We start from the raw sequence: 23,350 nt of genomic DNA, 5'->3' as shown, positions 1-23,350 counted from the left end.
ATATACAAGCCTCAGCAATCAGTAAGCAGCTTGTAATTACCCACGCTCTTGTCAGGAGGCGCAATTCCTGAATCCATAAAGCGATCGCACTGATTTGCAGCGCCTGACGAAGGAAGAACTGATCGAGGTGGTGCTGCGGATGCAGCGTCCGCACAAGATCTCGCGCCCGTCCTCAAAGCCGTCCTCGACCGGTCGCAAGGGGCGTCGGGATCAGGCCAGGCTCGGCGGTGCCAAGCCGGGGCATGAAGGCCACAGCCGGATCATCAGCGCCACGCCGGATGAGGTGGTCGAGCACCGTCCTGCCCGGTGCTCGGGCTCTTCGGCTATTCTGAAGGCGGACCTGTCGGGGGAGACGATCAGCCTCCACGAGCAGATCGACCTGCCGCGGGTGGTACCCCGCATCACCCAGCATCGGCGCCTGGCGGTGCACTGCCCCGCCTGCGGCACGCGGGCCGTCGCTCCTGTGCCGGATGCCGCCAAGGGGACGCCGTTCGGACCACGCGTCCATGCCGTGGCTACCTATCTCAAGACCTTCCAGGCTCTGTCCTACGAACGGCTGCAAAGCGCATTCGGCGATCTCTTCGACCTGACGCTCAGCCAGGGTGGCCTGATGAACCTGCTGCGCAGGGCGCAGCGTACCTTCGCGGGCGAGCGCGACAGGGCCATCATGGCGTTGCCCCAGGCCCGGGTCGTCGCCTGCGATGAGACCGGCGTGCGGATCGAGGGCAGCAACGCCTTCACTGGTCTTTCGCTGCGCCGAGGCGGTGGTCCATCACGCCTCGCCGACCCAAGGCGCCATCGTGGTTCGGAGTGTAATGAACGGGCACCGGCCCGAGGTCTGGTGCTCCGACCGCTACAGCGCGCAACAGGGCCATGCCGACGCCCATCAGACCTGCCTGGCTTATCTTGCCCGCAACGTCGCCGATGTCGATGAGGCGAGCGCGGATGTCCTGCCCTCGCGTCTCAAGCTGTGGCTGCACCGGGCCTTCGCCCGGACTGACGGGATTGGGCCCCCCGCCGCCTCGACCCTCGCCCGCAAGCGCCGGGCGCTGGAGCGCAGTCTCGATGCCATCCTGGCCACGCCGACATTATTCGACCTCGCCCGCGCCCTTCAGAGCAAGTTCCGACACGCCCGCGATCAGCTCCTGATCTTCGCCCATTGATAGCGGGGACAAACAGGTTGCTGTCTGGAGCAGATTAAGTCTTCGGCCGTTGATGATGCCGGCCTCCGTCTTGGTTGGGCGGCCAATCCACTACATCAACAAGCCTGGAAACAAAGTTCTACAATGTGGAGATGCGACCGGGACGCCGCCACCCGCAAGTTCCGTATGGTTGTCCACGGCAGTAGCGCACACCCGTTGGTGAGCACCAGCAAGATGGGTCGTAGTTGTTATCTGGGTCGTATCCGGACGGCGGATTGGGGTCGCCATTCCTTCGGGTGAAAGGTTTCATGGAAAACCCGTTGCTTTCGCAGTTTACGAGGACCCCTGGCCTAAGACGTTCAACCCACCTATAGCGGATGCCCCCAGAAGCTGTAGAGCCGCCACTATCCAAGGTCGTGTAAGTGTGAGTGCGCACAGTCGCGCCTGATTTGTCGATATTATAGACTGATATCAATGCGTCGCCGGTTAGCTCCACGGGCTCATAACGGTATCCACAGAACTCCAAGCCAGCACGCGGCGGGTTGAGCCGATAGACTCGATTCTGAACAATCGGCCCACCGAAATCCTTCCAATACCAGTCGTTATCGTTCACATACTGGTAAAGCCATGTGGACAGCGAGTAGCCGCGCCTCCGATCCCTTTCTCGCGCCTGCCGCTCCCTTTCTAGCGCTTGCTGCTTACGATCGGCTTCGACTTGCTGGTCATTCATGGCCAGCACTTCTTCCGTCATGAACAAGGGACGGAGCTTCAATGAACGGTAGTGTGTCCGGCATCGTCCCTCAGAGCTCTTCTGAGTGTAAGTCGCCTTGAACGGCCGGAACATGCGGGAGAGACTGTTACCAAGGTTCTCACGAGGTAGCCTCTGAATCTCGCGCTCCGGTATATTAACAGTCTCGCGAATGATGCCATCCGTGTAATTGACTTCGACACAGGTCCACCGCCTGTCTTGTGCCTGAGCGTCCGAAACGAAAATTGCAAGAAGACATCCTAGAACGGCGGTCCGCATTCGTCTCATCCATCCCGCAGGACTCTATGAAAAGAGGGCTGTACCTGCGATCGAGTGATCAACAGACGTCAATGCAGAATGAAGCCGAGGACGCGGCATTCCAATGACTATTTTGCCGTAACACCATTGATCAGCCTCGTTGTCGCGAGGCTGATCAATCTTACAATCGTCTATAAATTGGGGTCTCAAGCCTGCGCCTTGGCGCGCCCGATGACTTCCAGCGGTCGGCGCTGGAAGTACCGTCCGATGTTGCAAAGACCTTTCGAGATCGACATCCCGAGCAGCCCGCACATGAAGGCGGATGCGTGCTCGAGCTGCGGGTGCTCACGGTGGCGAAGTGCGGCGCCACATAGGCGATCGCGAAGGGTGTCAGGTAAATGGATGTGATGCAGCCGTCCACGGTCGTGTCCGTGCGCTGCAGGATGGAACTGCTTGAAAGCATGGCTGAAACGACGCCCCCAAAAAGGGAAGCCACGACGACCGATGCCTTCACACCGACGATTGCCTGTAACGGATCATTGATGATGGGATCGGCCATCGTTGCCCCCGCTAGTTGATTGCCATTGAAGCCGCTTAGGCGACGCTACCGAAATTGAAGGCCGAAGCCTCCGGCTCGATGGTGAGACGCGCGATGATCTTCTTGAGCTTCTCGGCACCGCCTGCCCAGCGCACCAGCGCCGGAGCGTTGTCGACCGCATACTGCAGAACCTCGGCGATCACCTGATTGGCGAGCTCGATGCTCAGCACCTTATCCCGTTACGCGCCAGCCACCACGTTGAAGCCATCCTCGCTGCCACGCTCCAGGAGTTGCTCCAGCCGTAGGGTCTGCAGCACAGCAAAGAGCGAGAGCGGCAGAGAGTAGAGCACCTTCCGGCAAAGGGCGACCTTCACGGCGATGGCGATCTCCTTCGGGTGCTCGCTGGCCGGCCCCGCGAGCCAGTTGCCCCAGGGCACAGCATGCTCAAATGGCGATGCAATCGGCAGTGTATCTTTTGCTCATGAATACAGCCGTGCTGTTTGGTGTTTTGACGCTTGTGAAGGATCATAAGGATACACCGATAGTTCAGGATATTGGCAAGCAATTAATACATTTACCTGTGAGTTCTATGTTCGCTGTATTAGCATATTTCTTTGAGTGTTTTTGTTCCGCGCCTCTTTCAGTTGTAAAAATTACTCAAAACAATTCAACCATTGGCGACCATTCCGGTTCAGTAAAACTGGCTCCGACGGGGACTTGCGCCTCGGCGCAGTTACTTCACTATTCTCGCAAGGTACACCTTCACCTGACCTAGACTGGCAGACTGGTGAGGAGGCTTCGATAACCGCATCGCTCTTGAGTAGCGAGTTCTGGCTCTGGGTTTGGGATACATACAAAACGATCCGCCCGGATATTGCTCCTTTGCCAACGTTCATCGGAGCGAGCATCTTGGCTTGGGCTGCCCTGAGGCAGGCAAGGAACTCTACCCGTCAGGCTGAAATAGCCACACAGCGCCATGCGGAGCAGATCAAGACCGACCGAGAGCGAGCTGACGCCGACCGGCAGCGGCGCATCCGGCTCGATCAACATCGAGTTGATGTGGGCTGACACCAAGGCAGATCAGGCGGGATTGAGTTGCCTGCTCACGTACGACAGTCCGACGAACGAACCTGAGGAACTGCGCATTGCTGCGCAGAGGTCACTGTCGCTGCTAATTTTCACCTTCAACTATGTTTCTTACGTTCCCTGGAAGAATCCTGGGCTGGAGTAATGGCTGTCGCAGACCGAATGACACTATCGCTTATGAAGAACTTGGCTTGAGCGACATCTCAGGGGAAAATCAGGAAACTGGCTGAGAGCGATCATGAGAACAGTGAGCTGTTCCGTCACGTCCTGGATCGTCTCAATGAGCTTGAAGCCATGAAAGCGACCTTAGAGCGATGGCGCACCCACTTGAATTGGTCCAGTTCTCAGCAGGGTCAAGGCAGTGGCTACATATCGTCAGGTTGTGATGGTCCCCTCCTCCCAGCTTGCCTGTTCCGCGGTCACCTGAAACCAGGCGCGAGAGCTGAGGGCCACTTCATCGCAGAAGTCATCGGCCGCAAGCCAGATTGTGAGTTTCCGCATGAGGCAAAGCAGCGCTAAAGCATGGGCAGTGAAAACTCTGCGAACGCTTATAGAGATGCCTTCCTTCTGAAGGGCAACCCAGCGGTCTAAGCGCATTGGAGGTAGGCCGCGAGAGCTTTCAGATTCGCCTCACTGTGGGTACCGAGAACGAGGTCATATCCGCGGTGCGCGAGGCTGTCCGCACAGACCGCTCCGATGCCAGCAGATGCGCCCGCGATGAGTGCGCTGTCCGTATCCGTCATTTGAGACTGGAAATTTCCTTTGATCGGCATTGCTCGGCCGGAGCGTCACAGCAGATTGCTTTCAGTCCAAGAATGATTTATTCTTGTAAGTAACGAAAAGATTTCTACTCTAATTTTTGTTGGTGTTGTCTGTAGCTATCTAATCCGTTGCGCCGTTTAGTCGAGCGTACCAGCGTTTCTATCCCCCGTAGGCAGAACGCGTATGATCACTTCAAGGGCCGTTGGCGCGGCCGCGTAACCACCTTGCATCACTCAAGACGTCAATGTTCACTAGTTCACGAACAGCCCGTGAATTAAACATCGAAATATCCAAGGTTCTGTCACCAAGCACGGCGGAAATGCGATGCACGAGCCGGTTGCAAGCGTTCAGGCGGTCTTCGTGGGCACGGAGTCCGCACGTGGAGATCGATTGTCGCGAACCGAGAGCGCGCCGATTGCTTTGCCAAAGGGTGGCGGAGCTATCCGCGGCATAGACGAGAAGTTCTCAGTCAGCGCCGTCACCGGCACATCGACCCTCAGCATACCGATCGCCGCTAGCCCTGGGCGCGGCGGGTTCGGGCCAGTCCTTTCGATTTCGTATGACAGCGGCGGCGGCAATGGACCGTTTGGCTTCGGCTGGGCGCTCGGCCTCTCCGCCATCACCCGGAAAACTACCCTGGGGCTGCCGCTCTACCGTGACGCGGAAGAATCCGACGTGTTCATGCTCTCCGGTATTGAGGACTTGGTGCCTGAGTTCGCCGAGAACGCAGCGGGCGACTGGGTTCGATCGGGCGGCTCTTATGCGGTAGTCGATACGCAGCACACCGTCTCGGGGCGCATTTACACTGTCAGGCGCTACCGTCCGCGCGTCGAGCAGCAGTTCGCTCGTATCGAACGCTGGACCCGAGACGACGGCGACACGCACTGGCGCGTGCTTGGTCGTGACAACCTGCTGACGATTTTCGGCGCGGACACCGATTCTCGCATCAGCGCCCCAGGCTGCCCGGAGCGCGTATTCAGCTGGCTGATTTCGGAGACGCGTGACGATCGAGGGAATGCGATCATCTACGGCTATCGTCGGGAAGACGCGACCGGCGTGGCCACCAACCTGCCGCACGAGCGGAACCGCGGCGCGCGCGGCGCAAACCTCTATCCGAAGCGCGTTCGCTACGGTAACCGCTTTCCCTTGTTGGATAGCAGCGGCGAACGTCCACTCCAGATCAGCCAGGCGCAGATCGACGGCGCCGGTTGGATGTTCGAGCTCGTGTTCGACTATGGCGACCATGACCCTTCCGATCCGCGCCCGCGAGACAACGAACTGACCGGGCCCGACGGGCGGCCGAAATACCCATGGGCGCACCGGGCCGACGCATTCTCGAACCACCGCGCTGGGTTCGAAGTGCGCACCAGCCGGCTGTGCCGTCGTACGCTGATGTTCCACCACTTTCCCGGCGAGCCCGGCGTCGGCGCCGATTGCCTGGTTGGATCGACGAGCTTCTCCTACTCGTCCGACGCCCTACCGGCCGATCCGCGCAACGCGACCTACAGCTTCCTGCGCTCGGCGACGCAGACCGGATTTAAAAAACTGCCGGCGGGGAAATACAGCTCCAAATCCCTCCCGCCAGTAACGTTCCAGTACTCCGAGCCTATCGTCCAGGACAAGGTTGAGACCGTCGCGCAATCTAGCCTAGAGAACCTGCCCGCCGGCCTCGACGGCAGCCGGGTCAGGCTTATCGATCTGCATGGAGAGGGCCTGCCGGGCCTCCTCTCGGAACAGGGCCGGGGCTGGTATTACAAGCGCAATCTGAGCCCGCTCCCTGTCGCGGGCGGGCCAGGCACCCAGACTGTAGCGGCGCGCTTCGCTCCGCTGGAGCTGGTGCGGGGCAAGCCAAACGTGATGCTCGCGGACGGCGCGGAACTGCTCGACTTCGGCAGCGACGGCGGCACCGATGTATTGGTCGAACGGCGGGGCGTCGCTGGCGTCTACAGGCATGACAGCCAAGACGGATGGCTTGACTTCGAACCGATAGAACAACGCCTGAACCGTGATCTGCGCGACCCGAACATCCGGTTCCTCGATCTCAACGGAGATGGCTTCGCCGACGTCCTGATCACCGAGGATGATGCGCTGGTGTGGCACCCGTCCCACGGCATGAACGGCTTCGGGCCGGCGGCGCGGGTGAGCCTCCCACGCGACGAGGAGCGGGGTCCGCGCGTCGTCTTCTCCGACGGGACGCAATCGATCTACCTCGCCGACCTTTGCGGCGACGGCCTTCCCGACATTGTGCGAATCCGCAACGGTGAGGTCTGCTACTGGCCCAATCTCGGCTACTGCCAGTTCGGCGCAAAGGTCACGATGGATAACGCGCCTCGTTTCGAGCGTGATGACCAGTTCAGCCATGCGCGCATCCGGTTGGCGGACCTCGACGGCAGCGGGACGACGGACATCGTTTACCTGCATCGTGACGGCGTGCGCCTTTATTTCAACCAGAGCGGGAACAGCTGGAGCGAGCCACATGTGCTGAAGGTGTTCCCTGGATTCAGCGATGTGACGGATATCGTCGTCACGGATCTGCTGGGCAATGGTACCGCCTGCCTAGTGTGGTCGTCCGCGCTGCCGCCGGATGAAAGGCGGCCGATGCGCTACGTGAACCTGATGGGCGATCGCAAGCCGCATCTGATGGTTCGCTCGTTCAACAATTGCGGCGGCGAAACCCGGATCGACTATGCGCCGTCGACGAAATTCTATCTCAGCGACCGCCAGGAAGGCAGGCCATGGGCGACGCGCCTGCCATTCCCCGTGCATGTCGTAGAGAGGGTCGAGACGATTGACCATGTGAGCAGGCGCCGCCTAGTGCGCCGCTATGCGTACCATCACGGCTATTTCGACAAGGCAGAGCGCGAGTTCCGCGGTTTCGGAATGGTCGAGCAGTGGGACACAGAAGCCTTCGAGGACTACGTGTTAGGCGTCGCCGCGATCGGCGGGCTGCAGGACCAAGCGCCGGAGCTCAACCAGCCTCCGGTCACGACACGCACATGGTTCCATACTGGCGCGTACTCCGAGTACGATGCGATCCTCGATCATTATCACCGAGAATATTATGACCAAAAGGCGTTCCTCACCGGCATTTCCCTCCCACCTGGGCTTACCGAGGATGAAGCGCGTGAGTGCCTGCGCGCCTTCAAGGGCTTGCCGCTCCGCGAGGAGGTTTACAGTTTCGATGGATCGCTGGCCGCGGCCCATCCCTATAGCATCGCCGAAAACAGCTATTCGGTACGACTCGTGCAGCCGCGCGGCGGCCAGCGTCATGGCGTCTACCTTCCGATCGGCCACGAATCCCTATCCTTGATCCTCGAACGCGATCCTTCCGATCCACGCATCTCACACTCCTTCGGACTCGAACTCGACGATTACGGCAACCTCAAAAAGAGCTGCGCCGTCGTCTACGGTCGGCGAACCGTTGATGCGAGCCTGCCGCCGGAGGTCAGGGCGGAGCAGGCGAAGACACGGATCACCTATTCCGAAACCGATTTCACCAATGACGTCGCGGTTGGCGCGCCGCTCACGGCCTACAGGCTGCGCGTGCCTTACCAGTCGCGCAGCTACGAGATCACAGGTATCACGCCAAGCGGTGCGCTCTTCAGCTTCACGGAGATCGCGCCTGCCGTGGCAGGCACGACGCCTATCGCCTACGAGGCCGACGCCGACGACGTGACCCCGCAGCGCCGGCTCATCGGCAGCAGCCGTGCGCTCTTTGCCAGCAATAGCTTGGCGCCCCTGCCCGCCGGCCAGCAGGATTCGCTTGGCCTTGGCCATGAGAGCTACGGCTTGGCTATTACCGCCACGCACGCGGCGGCGCACTATGCAAGCCAGATCACAGATGCGGAATTCCTTACGGCAGGCTATGTAAAACTTGATGGCGGATCGGACTGGTGGATCCCGTCCGGCACCGCCACCTACCCGGCCAACCCATCCTCCCACTTCTTCCTGCCGTCCGGCTCGCGCGATGCGCTCGGACTGGAGACACGCGTCGTCCGCGATGCGTACCAGCTTCTGGTCCAGAAGACCGAGACAGTTGGCGCTCCATGGAGCACCATCTCCGCGGTCAACGACTACCGAACGCTGGGTGCGACTTCCACTACCGACCCTAATGGCAACCGCTCGGCCGTCGAGGTCGATGAACTGGGTATGGTGGTCAAGACCGCTGTCATGAGCAAGGCCGGAGCAGGCGAAGGCGACACGCTCTCCGACCCCACGACGCGGCTGGAATACACACTGTTCGAGTGGATGAACAATGGTAAGCCGAACTATGTCCGCAGCTTCGTGCGCGAACAGCACGGCGCCGCCAACCCGCGCTGGCAGGAGAGCTTCGTCTACTTCAACGGCGGCGGCGGCGTTGCGCTCGTCAAGGCGCAGGCACGCGCCGGCAAGGCGCTTGCGGTGGCGCCCGACGGCTCGGTAAGCGAAGTCAACGCCGACCCGCGCTGGGTCGGAAACGGCAGGGTCATCAGCAACAACAAGGGAGCGCCGGTCAAGAGTTACCAGCCGTACTTTAGCAAGACGCACGAGTACGAGGACGAGAAGGTCCTGCGCGAGATTGGCACGACGGCGGTGAGTTTCTACGACCCGCCTGGACGGCTGATGAAGGTCGTTTCACCTGAAGGGATCCTCTCCCGTATCGAGTTCACGCCGTGGCTGCAGCGGCTCTTCGATGGCAACGACACGGTCAAACAAAGCCAGTGGTATATCGATCGGGGCAGCCCCAATCCGTCTGTCGAGCCGGAACCGCTGAACAATCCGCAACGCCGCGCGGCATGGCTCGCCGCCAAGCATGACAACACGCCGGGCGTCGTGCATTCCGACGTATCCGGGCGGCCGATCTACACGGTCACAGACTATGGTGGCGGCAAGCGCGCGACGATGCGCTCGGTGGCCGACCTGACTGGGCGTACCGTCAAGGTATTCGACCAACTCGGGCGGGAGGTGTCCCACAGCGTCACCTCGATCGGCGGCATGTCGGTCGTGGCCGGTAGCGCGGAGAAGGGCCGACGCTGGAGCTTCCACGACGCACTCGGCGCGCTAGTGAAGACCTGGGACGAGCATGGCCGGCAGTTCCGCACGCTCTTCGATCCGCTGCACCGGCCTGTCGCCACGGCGGTCAAGGACGGCGCCCAGGCCGAACGGCTGCTCACCTATGTGGTCTATGGCGACCGAGCGCCGCTCGCCGCGCAACAGAACCTGCTCGGCGCACCGCACCAGATATTCGATCCGGCGGGAATGATCTGTATCCCCGGATACGACTTCAAGGGGAACCCGCTTGCGGTAGAGCGAGTGCTCTTACTGGACTACCGCGCTGACCCTGACTGGTCGGCATTGGCAGCGCAAGAGGACTATGCCGCTGTGCAGGTGGCTGCCGCGCCGTTGCTCGACACCGAGACCTTCACCGCAACGGCGCGCCACGACGCGCTTAATCGTCCGGTGCATGTGACGCTGCCGGATGCCACTGAGCTGACGCCCACCTTCGACGAGGCCAACCAGCTGCAGTCGCTGTCAGCAAAGATCATGGGACAAGGCTCGGCGGTCACGCTGCTCCGGGAGCAGGACTATGACGCAAAGGGCCGACGTCTGTCCGCCCACCACGGCAACGATCTGATCGTCCGTTATCTTTACGATCCAAAGTCCTTCCGCTTGACCAACTATGTGACGTTCAGGACTGGTACGGATCCCGCCACGCAGGCCCTGCGGAACGTCACCTATCACTACGATCCAGTAGGCAACGTCACCGATGCGGAGGACGCGGCGCAGTCGACATTCTTCTTCCGCAATGCGGTCGTACCGCCGGGGAACCGCTATGAATACGACGCACTCTATCAGCTGATCCGTGCGACGGGACGAGAGCTCGCCGGGCTTCCAAACAACGCTGTGCGTACACATGTTGATACGGACGCCATTCCGCAGCTTCCACATGTGAACGCCGCGAACGCGGTGCGAGCCTATACAGAAACCTACGACTACGACTTACTCGGCAACCTGACGGAGCTGCGCCATACATTCCCGGCCCAGCCCGGCGCCGGCAATGGCTGGACACGACGCTATCGCTACGCATTCGACGATGTACCCGGCGACCGGACGAACCGGCTGACCTCCGCTAGCATGCCCGGCGACCCGGACGGCGGCCCGTACTCCGGCACGTATACATACGACGCCTACGGCAACATGACTTCGATGCCGCATCTGCCGACGATGGACTGGAACACGCTCGACATGTTGCAGCGGGTAGACCTCGGCGGAGGCGGAACCGCCTTCTACGTCTATGGCAGTGGCGGCCAGCGCATGCGCAAGGTAATCGAGCGGCCGGGCGACCTCAACCTCGACTGGATCTTCCTCGGCCCCGTGATGATCTTCCGTCGTCGCCGACGCAGTACCGGTGCACGCCGCTTCGAGCGGTGGACGCTGCATGTCGGCGACAAGCACGGCAACATCGCTCAATCCGACACCAAGACCCAGGACGACCTTAACGAAGACGCCGCTAATCCGCTTGGCGTTCCGCTAATCCGCTACCAGTATGAGGACCATCTCGGCTCGTCGGCACTGGAAACCGACGCGGGCGGCAATGTGGTCTCTTACGAGTCCTATCATCCATTCGGCACGACGGCGTACCGCTCGGCGACACCCGGCTACGGCATCAGCTTGAAGCGCTTCCGCTTCAGCGGAACCGAGCGCGACAGCGAAACTGGCCTCCAGTATTTCGGCATGCGCTACATGGCGACTTGGCTAGGGCGCTGGATCAACACCGACCCCGCGGGCTTCGCCAGCGGCACCAACCTCTTCCGCTACTGCGCCAACAATCCGGTGATGCGCGTCGATCCGGACGGCATGTACGATACAACAAGGAGTTTCGGCCTACCGCCAAACATCGCGAATGTACCGGCGAACGCATCGGCGGACGATATCGCGCGCCGCGCCCAGCAGCTGCGGGACTATGTTGCCAACCTCGGGTACGGCTGGAGCCGCGGGGGAGAGGTAAATCCGGCTCCTGTTTATACCGGCGGCAACTGGAATTTCGGCGAGTTCGATCCAGATCAGATACCCGCCAGCGATCCCCTGGGCATTCTCGGTCCAAGAGCTCCCCCAGGCAACGAGAGTTCCAACAGCTCCGGCCCCGAGGGAAGCACGGCCAGTTCCGTCGGTGGCACCGTCATTCGCAACAATCCTGCCGGCAATACGATCACGGTTCCCGACTCGGTCGACGACCAGAAGCTCGCGCGGCTGCGTGAGGGCACGCGCCAGCGCACCGTCGGCCGAAACACAGGACCGGCTAACCCAACCCGGGTACGCCGCGCCCTGCCAGCCCAGCAACGGGCCCTCGCCGATTTCAATGCGCGTTCTCCTCGTCCAACGCCCACGTCCGCCGCGGGCCATCGCATCGACATGCAGTACGATCTAACTGGACGCGTTGGTGAACACTGGCGTGACTACATCTGGGAGAATGGCCCCACCAACACCAATGACGGCTTTGAGGGCTACCGTCGGCTCCGGGGCGAGCCGCAGGGGGTGCCCGCCGGCGGCGTCTCACGCGCCTCGGAGACCGGCCGCTTCACCGACACACCTCGCTTCAGAGGCAGCATGCGCGCCGCAGGCGGTGCGCTCGCCGCAGCCGGCGTAGGGCTGTCGGGATACGGGCTCTACAACGACATCAAGGAAGGCGACGTGCCGATGGGCATCGGCGATGCGCTCGGCGTCGCCGGCGGCGGTCTCGAACTTTACGCGCTCGCGAACTCAGGCACGCTGGTCGGGGGCGCGACCGTCGGCGGGGTCGCGGCCCTGCCGCTGGGCATCGCGCTCAGCGGCGCGGCGCTCGCAATCACCTCCGGCGTGAGCGGCTACCGCGCTTACGAGCGTGGCGACACGGCCGGCGCCGTTGCAGGCGCAGTCGGCGTCGTCGCCGGGACGGCGCTTGCAGCGGGCGGCGGGATTGCGATGGCGAGCGCGGCGGGCGTGGCGATGGCGCCTGCCCTCGTCGCAGCCGCGCCCGTTCTGATAGCCGCCGGGGCGATACTCGCCATCGGCGTCGGCATTTTCCACGTCGGCCGCTACTTCGACTGGTGGTAGGCGCAGCGAAAATGAGACCTAACACAAGAACCGCAAGCTTGGATTGGAGGACAAACTGTGGAAAAGATAGTTTTCCCGCTCACCTCGCAGCAGACCGGCAAGGCGGTGACCGCGCTTCAGGACGCGCTGCTCGCGCTTCTCAAGGATCGTGGCATCACATCGGTTAGCAAGCGCAGGGCCGTTGCGCTGATCGCCTCCCTGAGCGAGGAGCGCGCCGCATCGACCTACGGCAGGGCCACCGCTGAAACGGTCAAGGCCTACCAGAAAGATCGCGGCTTGGCGCAGACCGGGAATGTCGACGAGGCGACCGCCGCTGCCCTGAACGCACCAGCCGACGTCAGTAAAGGTGTGATTGGCGAAGCTAGTCCCCTCGATGAGGGCTCGCAGGGCGACGAGGTGGCACATCTTCAAAAGATCCTTCTTGGCCTAGGCTTCACGCTCGGTGATCGGGAGGCGTCTGAGGCATTTTTCGGCGGCACAACACGGCAGGCACTCATCGCCTTTCAGCGCAGTCGCAAGCTGCCGGACACCGGCGTAGCGGATGCGGAAACGTTGAAGCTCCTCGCGGCCCTGGAGCGGACGATTGCGCGCAGCGTTCGCGGCACCGTGCGGACGAGCGAGGGGAGACACGTGCCCGGCCTGCTGGTTCTCGCGTTCGACCGCGATTTCCGCAACGATCAGGAGCTTGGCGAGGCCGTTACCGACCGCCGCGGCAAGTATCGCATCCGCTACGACGCCGAAATGATGGCACGCGTCGAGAAGGGCTCAGCCGACATCGGCCTTCGAATCTTCGGCAAGGAGCGGGACGCCCCGCTGTTCTACACACCCAGCCGCGACCTGATGATGAATGCGCCTTACGACGCCGTCTTCGACGTCAAAATCACCGTGGTGGACGGTGAGCTGCCGAATGAGTTCGAGGATATCGCTCGAGAACTCCGGCCCCTCATCGGCGACGCTGCGTTCGAGGGAATCGCAATCGGTGAAAACCAGGATGAGGGTGTGTTCCTCGCGCGCGAAAGCGGCATCGAAGTCGGCAAGATAGCGCATTTCCTCGTGGCGCACCGCCTGTGGGCGGAGTCGGAGATTCAGCCTGAGTACTTTTACGCGCTCTTACGGGAGGACGGGCTGTTCGGCATCTCGCCCAACCGTACGCACGTCATTCAGGCACCCGTCGGCTTCACGACCTCGACGCGGCTGGCGCTCTACGAAGCGTCGCTGATGTCCTCCAATGAGGCCGTCGCGGCGGTGCAGCGGGCGGCGGCCAAATTCCTGGTACCGCGCGCTACAGCCAAAGAGGCGAGCGAGAGCTGGAGGATATCACAGTCCTTTCGCGAGGACGCGCAGCAATACGTGAAGAACGAATTGCCGCATACGATATTCGATTTCGTTGAGAAGCTCGTCGAGGACGGTCAGGAAGCCAGCGTGCTTGCCCTGCTGCGTCCGCTCGACCTCAACAATCCCGACGTCATTTTCGCTGCGCTGGACCAAGCCGGAGCCTTCTCCACTGCGACCCGGCCGGCGGCGGCCGCCCGTCTGAAGCTCGGCGCTCTGCTGGGCTTCAACTCCGGCTTGGTCAGGGAAGTGAGTGAGAGCCTCGGCGTGAAGACGCCCGAGGACATACGACGGCTGGCCAAGCTGCAGCGCGCCGAATGGACCAATATCATCACAGGGGGCGACGCGAAAGTGCGGCTTGGCGGCGCGTCGATCTCAAAAGCGATGGCGCACAGGCATGCGTCGATCATAGTACGCCGCTTCGAGAAGGTGTATCCTACGACCGCCTTTGCCGCCCAACTGGCGCGACGCAACCCCAAGGCTTTGTCAAACCGCAAGGACATCGTCAAGTTTTTCGACACGCATCCGGCGCTGGAGCTTCGCGAACATCGGGTGGTGCCGTTTCTCAAGGCTTCCGGCGTCGATCCAAAGAGCATTGCTCCAAATGTCCTACGTGGGGTGGAGAAACTGCAGCGCGTGTTCCGGCTGACCGGCGAATACGCCAAGACCGAAGGCCTGCTGGAGGCGGGCTACGGGTCCGCCGCCGACATCGTCGACACCGGCAAGGAGCGATTTAAGGCCGACGCCATAAAGCGGGCTGGCATGAGCGCGGACGAGGCCGGTAGGGTCTTCGAGCAGGCCCAGAATATCAACTTCGCCACCGTCACAGTCGCCTCGACCCTGCGCACGCTCGCCTGGCCGACCGCGCTCGAAGGGGCCAGCGCAGTCACGTTCCGGAAGCATCTCGCCCAGATCGTCGCGGAACAGCCCAATCTGCAATCGCTTGGTCTCGCGGCCGACGCCTGCACATGCGAGCACTGCCGGTCGATCTATAGTCCTGCCGCCTATCTAGCCGACGTCTGGCAGTTCCTGCGCAACCGGCTGGTCAGGAACACCGTATTGGGGGGACCGAGCACGAAGACCGCGCGGGACGTGCTGCTGGCACGCCGCCCGGACCTCGGCGAGATTGACCTCAACTGCGACAACGCCCTCGTCGAGGTGCCGCATATCGATATCGTGTGCGAGCTTCTGGAGGAGTCGGTGTCGCCCGACGTTGGCGTCGGCTTCACCGGGGTCGTCGTCGCCGGCGCCGCCTCATCGGGCATCCTGGCAGCAGTACGTGCCGCAGGATTCGACGTGGGTGACGACGCGCTTGTCTACGGACCGTACGACTCCGGCCGGTTCATGCTGCGCGACAGGGCCTTCACCATTGCGATCGAAGGGCCCGGGCCAAATTGGACGCTTCGCCGGCTGCGCCAAACACATGGGACCTCCGAGGAGCGCGGAGCGACGCCGGAGTACGTGAACTCCGCCGCCTATGCGTTGCTGAAGAACGGTAAGACCGCCTTCGGACAGCCGTTCGACTTGTTCCACGAGGAAACGCGCGGCTTCCTGAAAGCCGCCAACGTGGACCGCGCCACGTTGATGGAGGCACTGGCGGCCGGCGGGGTTCCGAGCGAAATGGTGATCGCCGGGGAGATCCTAGGGCTTTCGGCGACCGAGCGCGACCTCATTTTCACGGCCTCGGTTGCCGCGCAACCGACGATCTGGGGCGTCGCCGCGCCAGCCGCTAACTCGATGGAGCGACTCGACGTCTTCACACGCAAGACCGAACTCGAATTCGACGGCATAGAAAAGCTCATCGCCGGCAGCTATGTGCGCAAGCAAGTCGACCTATTCATCCGTCACCTAGACAACAGCTGCAATCTGGACGCTAAGATCATCGTCAACCTGGACGACACGATCCTCGACAGGATGCACCGCGTCCTGCGGCTTGCGCGGAGGACCGGCATTGCGACCGCCGACATCGATCGACTCGCATTCGGCTGGAAGCTCGGCGCGGGCGACCTCGCCGACCGCGCGCTGAAGACCCTGGCGATCATCATGCGACTATCAGGCGATCTCGGCTGCCTGCCGGCGCGGCTGATCACCTGGCTCGACGTAATCCCTTGGGAGGGGGAGCGCTCCCAACACGCGCAGCTGTTCGAAACGCCGGCGATCACGGGGCCGCTCAGCCCTGACCTGTCGGTGGCAGCAATCGTCGCCAACGAGGCGGACGAACTGGCGTCACCCGGCAGCGGCGTGAGGCTCGCCGCCTACAAGAGTGACATCGCCACCGCCTTCGGTGTGAAGGCCGCTGACCTCGACATCCTTCTGGCGCGGATCGAGGAGCCGAGCCTGCTCGGTGCGAACCCACCTCTCACCTTCCGCGCGCTCGGTGCGCTGTACGGCCGCGTCGAAGTCGCCCGGATTCTCGGACTGAGAGCGTCGGAGCTCGTCGGGATCGAACGCCTGCTCGGGTTCGATGTGCTGAAATCGGCTGAACGGCTACGAGAGTTCGTTTCTGCGACACGGGCCATCCAGGAGATCGGCGTCAGCGTCGCCGACCTTGAATACCGTCTGGCGCGGCGCGCAAATGACATAGCAAGCTACGATCTGCCCGACGCGACCGCCCAAACGGTGCTATTGACGATCCGCGAGGGATTGATCGCGGCCGCCGCGACGAACGTCTCCGCCTATAACGATGCCCTCGCCGCCAGCGAGCAGATTGCCGCCCTCGAGGCGGCGCTTTCCTCGCAGACGACCGTCGACGCCGCCTCGGCGGTCTTCCTCGTGGATATGATCAGGCTTGCGACGCCGAATGCCGCGGCCGGAACTCGCGCCAATACGGCCGTCGATCAGACGTTGGCCGGGCTGGTCGACGGCGTACCCGTGAAGATCGCGATTGACGCCATCGTCGCCTCACCGGCGGACCTAAATGCGCGCAAGACCTATCTTCGTCTCATCCTGGACGGACTCGCTGCCTCCGGACTGCGCACTGCGAGCTTCGATGTCGCACGAAGCGAGCTCGCTAGGCTTCTGCAACTACCGCTCGAGACGGCCGATTATATGCTTCGCGGACGCGAGCCGCAGTGGCGCGGGGCGCACCTTTCCGTCGGCGGCGTATCAAAGAACCTCGGTGAACTGCTGACGCAAGGCGACATCGCCAATACCGCGATCGCATTGACATTCGCGACGGCGCCAGACCTGTTCCGCGCGCTGCGCCTATCCGTCTGCATGGCAGGTCTGATCGCGCCGTTCGCTCCGGAGCCTGCCACTGTCGCCTTCCTGCTCGAAAGTGCGGGAGATCTGGGCTGGCTGCCGCTCGACGCTGTCCGATACGAGAACTCCGTGCCGCCCATCGCGCTGCCCCGCTGGCTGGAACTGGCGGATGGCTTCGCGCTGATCGCTGAGACCCCGGCGGTAGCCCTGCCAGCAAGTCCGAACGATACGATCTCCGGCACCGACGTTCTAGCGATGACCGTATCGGGCGCGACAACCAAGCCGTCGCTCCTCGATGCGCTCACCCTCGTGTCCAACTGGCCGAGAACGAGGCTGGACGAACTCGACAGTTGGCTTGGATACTCTGTCGCGAGCTACAAGAAGCCCGCCGCTTGGCGGGCGATCGGCCGTGGCGTGGAGTTGCTGAACCTGCTTGGCGTACCTATCGCGGAAGCGGTCGCGTACACGGCGGAATTGCTCGGCGACGCGGACCGTAAGAACGCCCGGCGCATGCTGCGCGCACGCTATGGCGAGGCGGATTGGTTGCCGGCGCTGAGGGCGATCATGGATCCGATTCGCTCCAAAAAACGCGATGCGTTGATGTCCTACGTGCTGGCGAACAATCCTGCCGTCAACTCTAAGGCTGACGTCTACGACTACCTGCTGACAGATACCGAGTGGTCGCCAAAGATGCCCTCATCGCGGATCGTCCACGCACACGGAACGCTGCAACTGTTCATCGAACGCTGCACTGCTGGGCTGGAGCCAGCAGCCACCGCCGATCTCGACGGGGATCCCGACTGGAGCTGGTGGGACTGGATGAGAAACTATCGTGTCTGGGAAGTGAACCGAAAGGTCTTCGTGGAGGCGCAGTACTACATTCGCCCAGAATGGCGGGACGATAAAACTGAACCTTTTGCCGACATGGAAAACATGTTGATGCAGAACGAGCTGAACGAGGAGAATATTGAGGCCGCATTCGAGAACTACCTTGACCAATTGGACCAGATCGCGTTTCTCGATGTTCTCGCCACCTGCTACGACTTCAAAAAGCAAGATATGCACGTCTTTGCTTGCACCAAGGGCGGCGAGCCTCGCACGTATTTCCATCGTGTGTTCCAACGGGAGCGAGTATGGACAGCATGGACGAAGATTGAACTCGACATCACCGGCGAGCACCTCATCGCTTTCTTCCGCAACAACCGCTTGTATCTCGCCTGGGCGACCTTCGTAGAAAAGGGCAATGAGGACCAGAACCCGCCCTATCCGGCGCCGAACACCCAGATGCCGAAGGCCGAGAGGTACTCTGAAATCAGCCTCGCGATCAGCGAGTATACGGGCAAGAAATGGCTGCCGCGCCGCGTCTCCGACGGCGTGGTAACAACACCGCTGACCACGGCGGTGTTCAACACGAAGCAGCTTTTCCTTAGCGTGACACCCGATCCGGAGCGCTTCTCAGTCGACCTCTATTTGAACTATGAAGGCCTGCGCCGCATCGGCTATTTCCTGCTGACTGGCTGCAAGGGCTATCCAGAAGCTGCGCAAGGTAACTCCGCGAGGATCATGGTGCTGCCGCAGTTCAAGGATGCGTGGCTAGTCGGCCAGCGCTTCGTCGAGGCGAACGCCGACGATGACGACGAACTGGCTGTCTCCCTGACAGCGGCAAGCCCCGGATTCCAGACACTCTTCGGTCGCACTCCTGGCACGTTCAGGGTTACCTATCCGTTCCAGGCGTCGGAAATAGATCGCCTTCTCACGCTGTTCTTGAACGGTGCCATCGGGAATTTGTCCCGCGACCGGGTCTTCCTCTTCTTCGGTACACTGATGCCCTACTTCTTCGAGGACAACCAGCGCGGCTACATCCTGATCCCGGGCTTCTACGGTGATCTGGACCCACACACAGGCACGCGGCAGACGTCGAAGACATTCTCTAATGTGCGGCAGTTGTTGATCGACATCGTCGCGCTAGCGGCCAAGTATCTGCAGAAGCTCGCCGCAGCGTCCACCGCAGCTGACAAGCAGGTGGTGATGAACAGCCTCGCGGCCGATGACGAGTACGCGCGCATCCTGGCTGAGATCGACGTCTATCGCGGTACGCAATTCAGCACGGTGGTGCGCAACTTCTATCATCCGATGTCGTGCCGTCTGCGAGAACATTTCTTTGCGGGCGGTATTCCGGAACTCCTCGCTCGATCGACCCAGCGTGAGAAGGGGTCCTTCTTGTTCGAGGATCCAACGGCGGGCTTCGCGCCTACCCCCTTCATCCAGAAGCCTTACCCCGTTCAGGAAATGGAGTTCGGACGGGACAGCGCTTACGGCGTTTACAATTGGGAACTCGCGTTCCACGCGCCGCATATGATCGCAAGCAAACTTATCGACGAGGAGCGATTCGACGAGGCTGAAGCTTGGCTGCGATACATCTTTGATCCGCGCGGCAGTTCCAACGACCCCGCCCCAAAGCGCTTCTGGAATACTAAACCGTTCTACGAGCGCGACACGTCGGAATATGGCGAACAGCTTATCGACTCCATTATGGAGCGGCTGGCCAGCGACCCGGGAGGCGCAATCGAAACGGAACTTGCCGACGCAGTGCTCGACTGGCGGCGCAACCCGTTCAAGCCCTATGTCGTGGCGCGCGCTCGGACGGTCACGTTCCAGTATGCGATTGTCCACCTGACGGCCCGTCTGTATATCGGGCGCGGCGACCAGTATTTCCGCCGCGATTCGTTGGAAGACTTAGTAATGGCCTCGCTCGACTATTCTCGGGCGGAGCGGTTGCTGGGACCGCGACCGAAGATCGTGCCGCCGGCGGTCGAGCCGCCGCCGGAGACGCTAAACCAACTGGACAGCGAACTCGACATCTTCGGCAATGCGCTTCGCTCCATCGAGAACATGCTGCCGGATCTTTCCGTCCTACCGCATGACGGCGCGGAACTGCCTCCACCGCCGCTGAAGCTGGAAAGCCTTTATTTCTGCATTCCACCGAGCGAAAAGCTCTACGAATTGTGGGATACGCTTGAGGAGCGGCAGTTCAACCTACGCAACAGCCGCACGATCGAAGGGGTGGAGCGCTCGCTCTCGATCTTCGCGCCACCGCTTTCGGTAGAGGAATTGATCAAGGCCGCCGCCGCCGGGCTTTCTACCTCTGCACTTCTCGCTGGCCTAAGCGCGCCGCGCCCGCCCTATCGGTTCCGCGTCATGGTGCGCCACGCTATTGAACTGGCAGAGGTCGCGAACAGCTTTTCCGCGACGCTGCGGGCCGCGCTCGCCTCACGCGATACGGAAGCGCTATTCCGGCTGAAGGTAGAGCAGGAAGGCAAGTTGCTTGACGAACAGTTGGAGGCGCTGAAGCAGGAGGTGACCGCGACCGGCCTTGCCATACAATCGGCGAGCAAGGTTAAGCAGCTGCATACCGACCACAAAACCTTCTACGAGAATCGTCCTTACATGAACGCTTGGGAGATATCAGCCACCGCGGCCTATGGCGTTTCCTTCGCCCTGCAGGCTGTGGTCGCCATCGGCTACGCGGCCTCCGGCGGACTGGCGCTCGTACCTGCATTCATGGCAGGAGCCGCTGGCTTTGGCGGCAGCCCAACCGCCAACGTGCAGGTGAGCGGAGAGGGATTTGCCTCAAGCGCGCGTGATTTCGTGGTAGGCGCGGTCGGCGCATCAGCGGCAGCGCTGGATAAGGCGGGAGCCATGTTGGAGCGCCAAGGAAGCTATGAGGTGCGCAAGGCTGACTGGGATCACTCCGCCCAATCGGCACAGACCGAAATGGATCGAGCTGATTTGGAAGTTAGAATCGCTGAAATCCGCCATGCGATTGCCAAAGAACAACTGCGTGTCCATGGTGTGAGGCGACAGCAGACTACTGCGGAAGAGACGTTCCATAAATCGAAGTTCACCAGTCGAGAAATGTTCGAGTGGCAGGCCCAGCAGCTCATTGGCGTAGCTAAGCAGGCCTACCGCCTCGCCAGTGCGGCGGGCGCGGCGGCCGAGCGGTGCTTCAACTTCGAACTCGGGCTGGCGGAAAGCTTCGTGCGGCCCAACAAATGGGACGATTCGAGACGCGGCCTGTTAGCTGCCGAGAACCTGATCCTCGATCTTCGCAAAATGGAGAATGCGTATTACTCCAGGAACAAGCGCGAGTTCGAACTCACCAAGAGCCTCTCGCTCATGCGACTGGATCCACTGGCGCTCATTGAGCTGCGCACATCCGGCCGCTGCACGATTCAGTTTCCGGAAGCGGTGTTCGACTTGGAGCACCCTGGGCACTACTTCCGCCGCATTGTCTCGCTCGGCCTATCGGTCCCATGCGTCGCTGGCCCTTACGGCTCAATACCTGTCAAGGTCACGCAGATCTCGAACCGGGTCCGTGTGGAGACTGCCCGCAAAGTGGGAGCAGCGCCGGATGTCGATGCCTATGCCGAGGACGCCAGTGGCGACCCTCGGTTCCGCTACAATGTCGGCTCCATCCAGACTATAGCGACAAGTACCGGCCAGTCGGACGCGGGCGTCTTCTCTCCGGATGTGTATGATGAGCGCTACTTCCCATTCGAGGGCAGCGGGCTGTGCAGCACATTTGTACTCGAATTGCCGCAGTCACTGCGGCCATTCGACTACGGCACAATCTCAGATATCATCTTCAACATCCGCTATACTGCACGCGACGGCGGTGGCAGCTTCCAGACCATGGTCGCCAACAGCGTACGCGAGATGTTGAACACTATGGTGCTGAAGGTGGGTCGCACCGGCCTTTTCATGGCAATCGACATCCGGCGCGACCGGCCCGATCTCTGGTATCAGCTCACATCCTCCGGATCGGCGCAGTTCACCGTTACGGCGGACGAGTTACCCTATTTCACCGCCGGTCGGGCCGTGGCTTTCTCGGCGTCGCGGGTGCTTGCGCGAGTGGATGGAGTGGCAGGGAGCTATTCGATTAAATCCGACGGCACGTCAATCGTGCTGAACCCACCGGCGGAGGCTGAACTCGGAGGATTGTTATCCAGTTCCGCGCTCAACCTGCAGCTAGACGTTCCTGTGACCCTGGAGACAGCCCTTCCAAATAAGCTGAAGGATCTGATCGTGGTTGTAACTTTTCGGATCACATGATTGATCCGCCCCTATTGAATTGGTCCACCCTGAAGGTTTTCCTGGCGCTCAAGGGAGGTTTCCCCCTTGTTCAAGAAGCATCAAAAGCCCGAAGAGGTTGTTGCTAAGTTACGTCAGGTCAATATGATGGTCTAACAAGACCAGTCCATCTGATGCCGTTCGGGCCGTCGGCGTGACGGAGGTGACGTACTACGGCTGGTGATCCGAGTTCGGCGAGTTCAAATCGGATCAAGTCAAGCGCCTGAGGGATCTGGAAGGGGAGCATGCTCGGCTCCCCCGCGCAGTGGCTGATCGGATATGGGTTAAGCAAGTCCTGAAGGAAGCCGCCTCGGGAAACGTCTGAGCCCCGCCCGTCGCCGTGCTTGCATTGAGCATGTGTAATCTCACCTGAAACTATCCGAACGGCGGGTCCAGCGCGTGCTCCGGCAGCATCGCTCGACGCAAGAGCGTGTCCCACGTAAGAGAGTGGTGAGGAGCGGCTCACCATCGGGATCATTGACCTCGCCCGCCAGTACGTCCGCCATGGTTACCGGAAGATCGCACAACTCCTTCGGTCGCCCCCCGGCCGTATCGTCAACGACGAGCGGGTCGAGCGACGGGAGGGGCTAAGAGTTCCCCAAACAACCCAAAAGAGGGTGTCTGTGGCTTTCTGACGGATCGCGCATTCATCTTCGAGCGAGAGGCCGAACCATGTCGGGAGCTATGACTTTGTCGAGGACCGCACCCAGGACGGGAGAAAGTGCCGGATGCTGGACGAGAACAATGTGTTCACGCATGAATACATGGCCAGAGCCAAAAGCTCAACGCCAATGATGTAAATGATGTGCTCTCGGATCTGTTCATCCTGCGCCAGCACATTTTGTCGTGCTTCGGCGCGCATTTCATTGCCAAAGCCATCACAAAATCGATTACGGCTGCAGGAGCGAAGACGGCATACCTTGTGCCAAGTAAACCCTGGAACAACAGGTTCATCGAGAGCTTCGATGCGCGGCGTAGGGATGAGTTGCTCGACCGGGAGATCTTCCATTCGCTCATCGCCGCTAAGCACGCTCGACCGCAGGCTCAAAGGTAGCAGGAGGTCTGTCTATATTCCTGCTC

The 23,350-nt window shown here is 61.4% G+C and carries 8 protein-coding genes and 1 pseudogene; 6 read left to right on the top strand and 3 right to left on the bottom strand.

Annotated elements, in window-relative coordinates; translation table 11 throughout:
* Positions 1-139 precede the first annotated feature (139 nt).
* A pseudogene (locus tag IC232_RS08345) lies at positions 140-1,154 on the top strand (transposase); the annotation flags it as partial.
* Positions 1,155-2,329: 1,175 nt separating this feature from the next.
* Here IC232_RS08345 and IC232_RS08335 read toward each other — a convergent pair.
* The 3 genes from IC232_RS08335 to IC232_RS08325 are packed head-to-tail and all read right to left on the bottom strand — an operon-like array spanning position 2,330 to position 3,123.
* Positions 2,330-2,707 (bottom strand): hypothetical protein, encoded by a 378-nt coding sequence (locus IC232_RS08335; RefSeq protein ID WP_190844467.1) that lies wholly within the window; start codon positions 2,705-2,707, stop codon positions 2,330-2,332.
* Between the two features lie 35 nt (positions 2,708-2,742).
* On the bottom strand, positions 2,743-2,916 hold the full coding sequence (locus IC232_RS08330) for a hypothetical protein (RefSeq protein ID WP_190844466.1): 174 nt from the start codon (positions 2,914-2,916) through the stop codon (positions 2,743-2,745).
* Positions 2,917-2,925: 9 nt separating this feature from the next.
* On the bottom strand, positions 2,926-3,123 hold the full coding sequence (locus IC232_RS08325; RefSeq protein WP_190844465.1) for a hypothetical protein: 198 nt from the start codon (positions 3,121-3,123) through the stop codon (positions 2,926-2,928).
* Positions 3,124-3,134: 11 nt separating this feature from the next.
* On the opposite strand from IC232_RS08325, the gene IC232_RS08320 reads away from it, so the two are divergent.
* From IC232_RS08320 to IC232_RS33245, 5 genes are all read left to right on the top strand, one after another.
* Positions 3,135-3,461, top strand: coding sequence for a hypothetical protein (locus IC232_RS08320; RefSeq protein ID WP_190844464.1), 327 nt, complete (start codon positions 3,135-3,137; stop codon positions 3,459-3,461).
* A gap of 201 nt (positions 3,462-3,662) precedes the next feature.
* On the top strand, positions 3,663-3,917 hold the full coding sequence (locus tag IC232_RS08315) for a hypothetical protein (protein ID WP_190844463.1): 255 nt from the start codon (positions 3,663-3,665) through the stop codon (positions 3,915-3,917).
* A 941-nt stretch (positions 3,918-4,858) separates the two neighbouring features.
* A complete protein-coding gene (locus tag IC232_RS08310) occupies positions 4,859-12,607 on the top strand; it encodes a SpvB/TcaC N-terminal domain-containing protein (protein WP_190844462.1) in 7,749 nt (2,582 codons plus the stop codon).
* Between the two features lie 57 nt (positions 12,608-12,664).
* The gene (locus tag IC232_RS08305; RefSeq protein WP_190844461.1) at positions 12,665-22,252 is read left to right on the top strand and encodes a neuraminidase-like domain-containing protein; all 9,588 of its coding nucleotides are present in this window, start codon (positions 12,665-12,667) and stop codon (positions 22,250-22,252) included.
* Positions 22,253-23,075: 823 nt separating this feature from the next.
* On the top strand, positions 23,076-23,324 hold the full coding sequence (locus IC232_RS33245) for an integrase core domain-containing protein (RefSeq protein WP_409564890.1): 249 nt from the start codon (positions 23,076-23,078) through the stop codon (positions 23,322-23,324).
* The last annotated feature ends 26 nt before the right edge of the window (positions 23,325-23,350 follow it).

Source organism: Microvirga sp., from assembly GCF_014699075.1.
Classification (GTDB): domain Bacteria; phylum Pseudomonadota; class Alphaproteobacteria; order Rhizobiales; family Beijerinckiaceae; genus Microvirga.
The sequence above is the reverse complement of the archived record's forward strand: the minus strand, read 5'-3'. Positions and strand labels throughout refer to the sequence as shown.

What these genes read in the sequence shown, in the direction of transcription:
- IC232_RS08335 (WP_190844467.1), bottom strand. Translation starts at nt 2,707, where the DNA reads ATGGCCGATCCCATCATCAATGATCCGTTACAGGCAATCGTCGGTGTG.
- IC232_RS08320 (WP_190844464.1), top strand. Translation starts at nt 3,135, where the DNA reads ATGGCGATGCAATCGGCAGTGTATCTTTTGCTCATGAATACAGCCGTG.
- IC232_RS08315 (WP_190844463.1), top strand. Translation starts at nt 3,663, where the DNA reads ATGCGGAGCAGATCAAGACCGACCGAGAGCGAGCTGACGCCGACCGGC.
- IC232_RS08310 (WP_190844462.1), top strand. Translation starts at nt 4,859, where the DNA reads ATGCACGAGCCGGTTGCAAGCGTTCAGGCGGTCTTCGTGGGCACGGAG.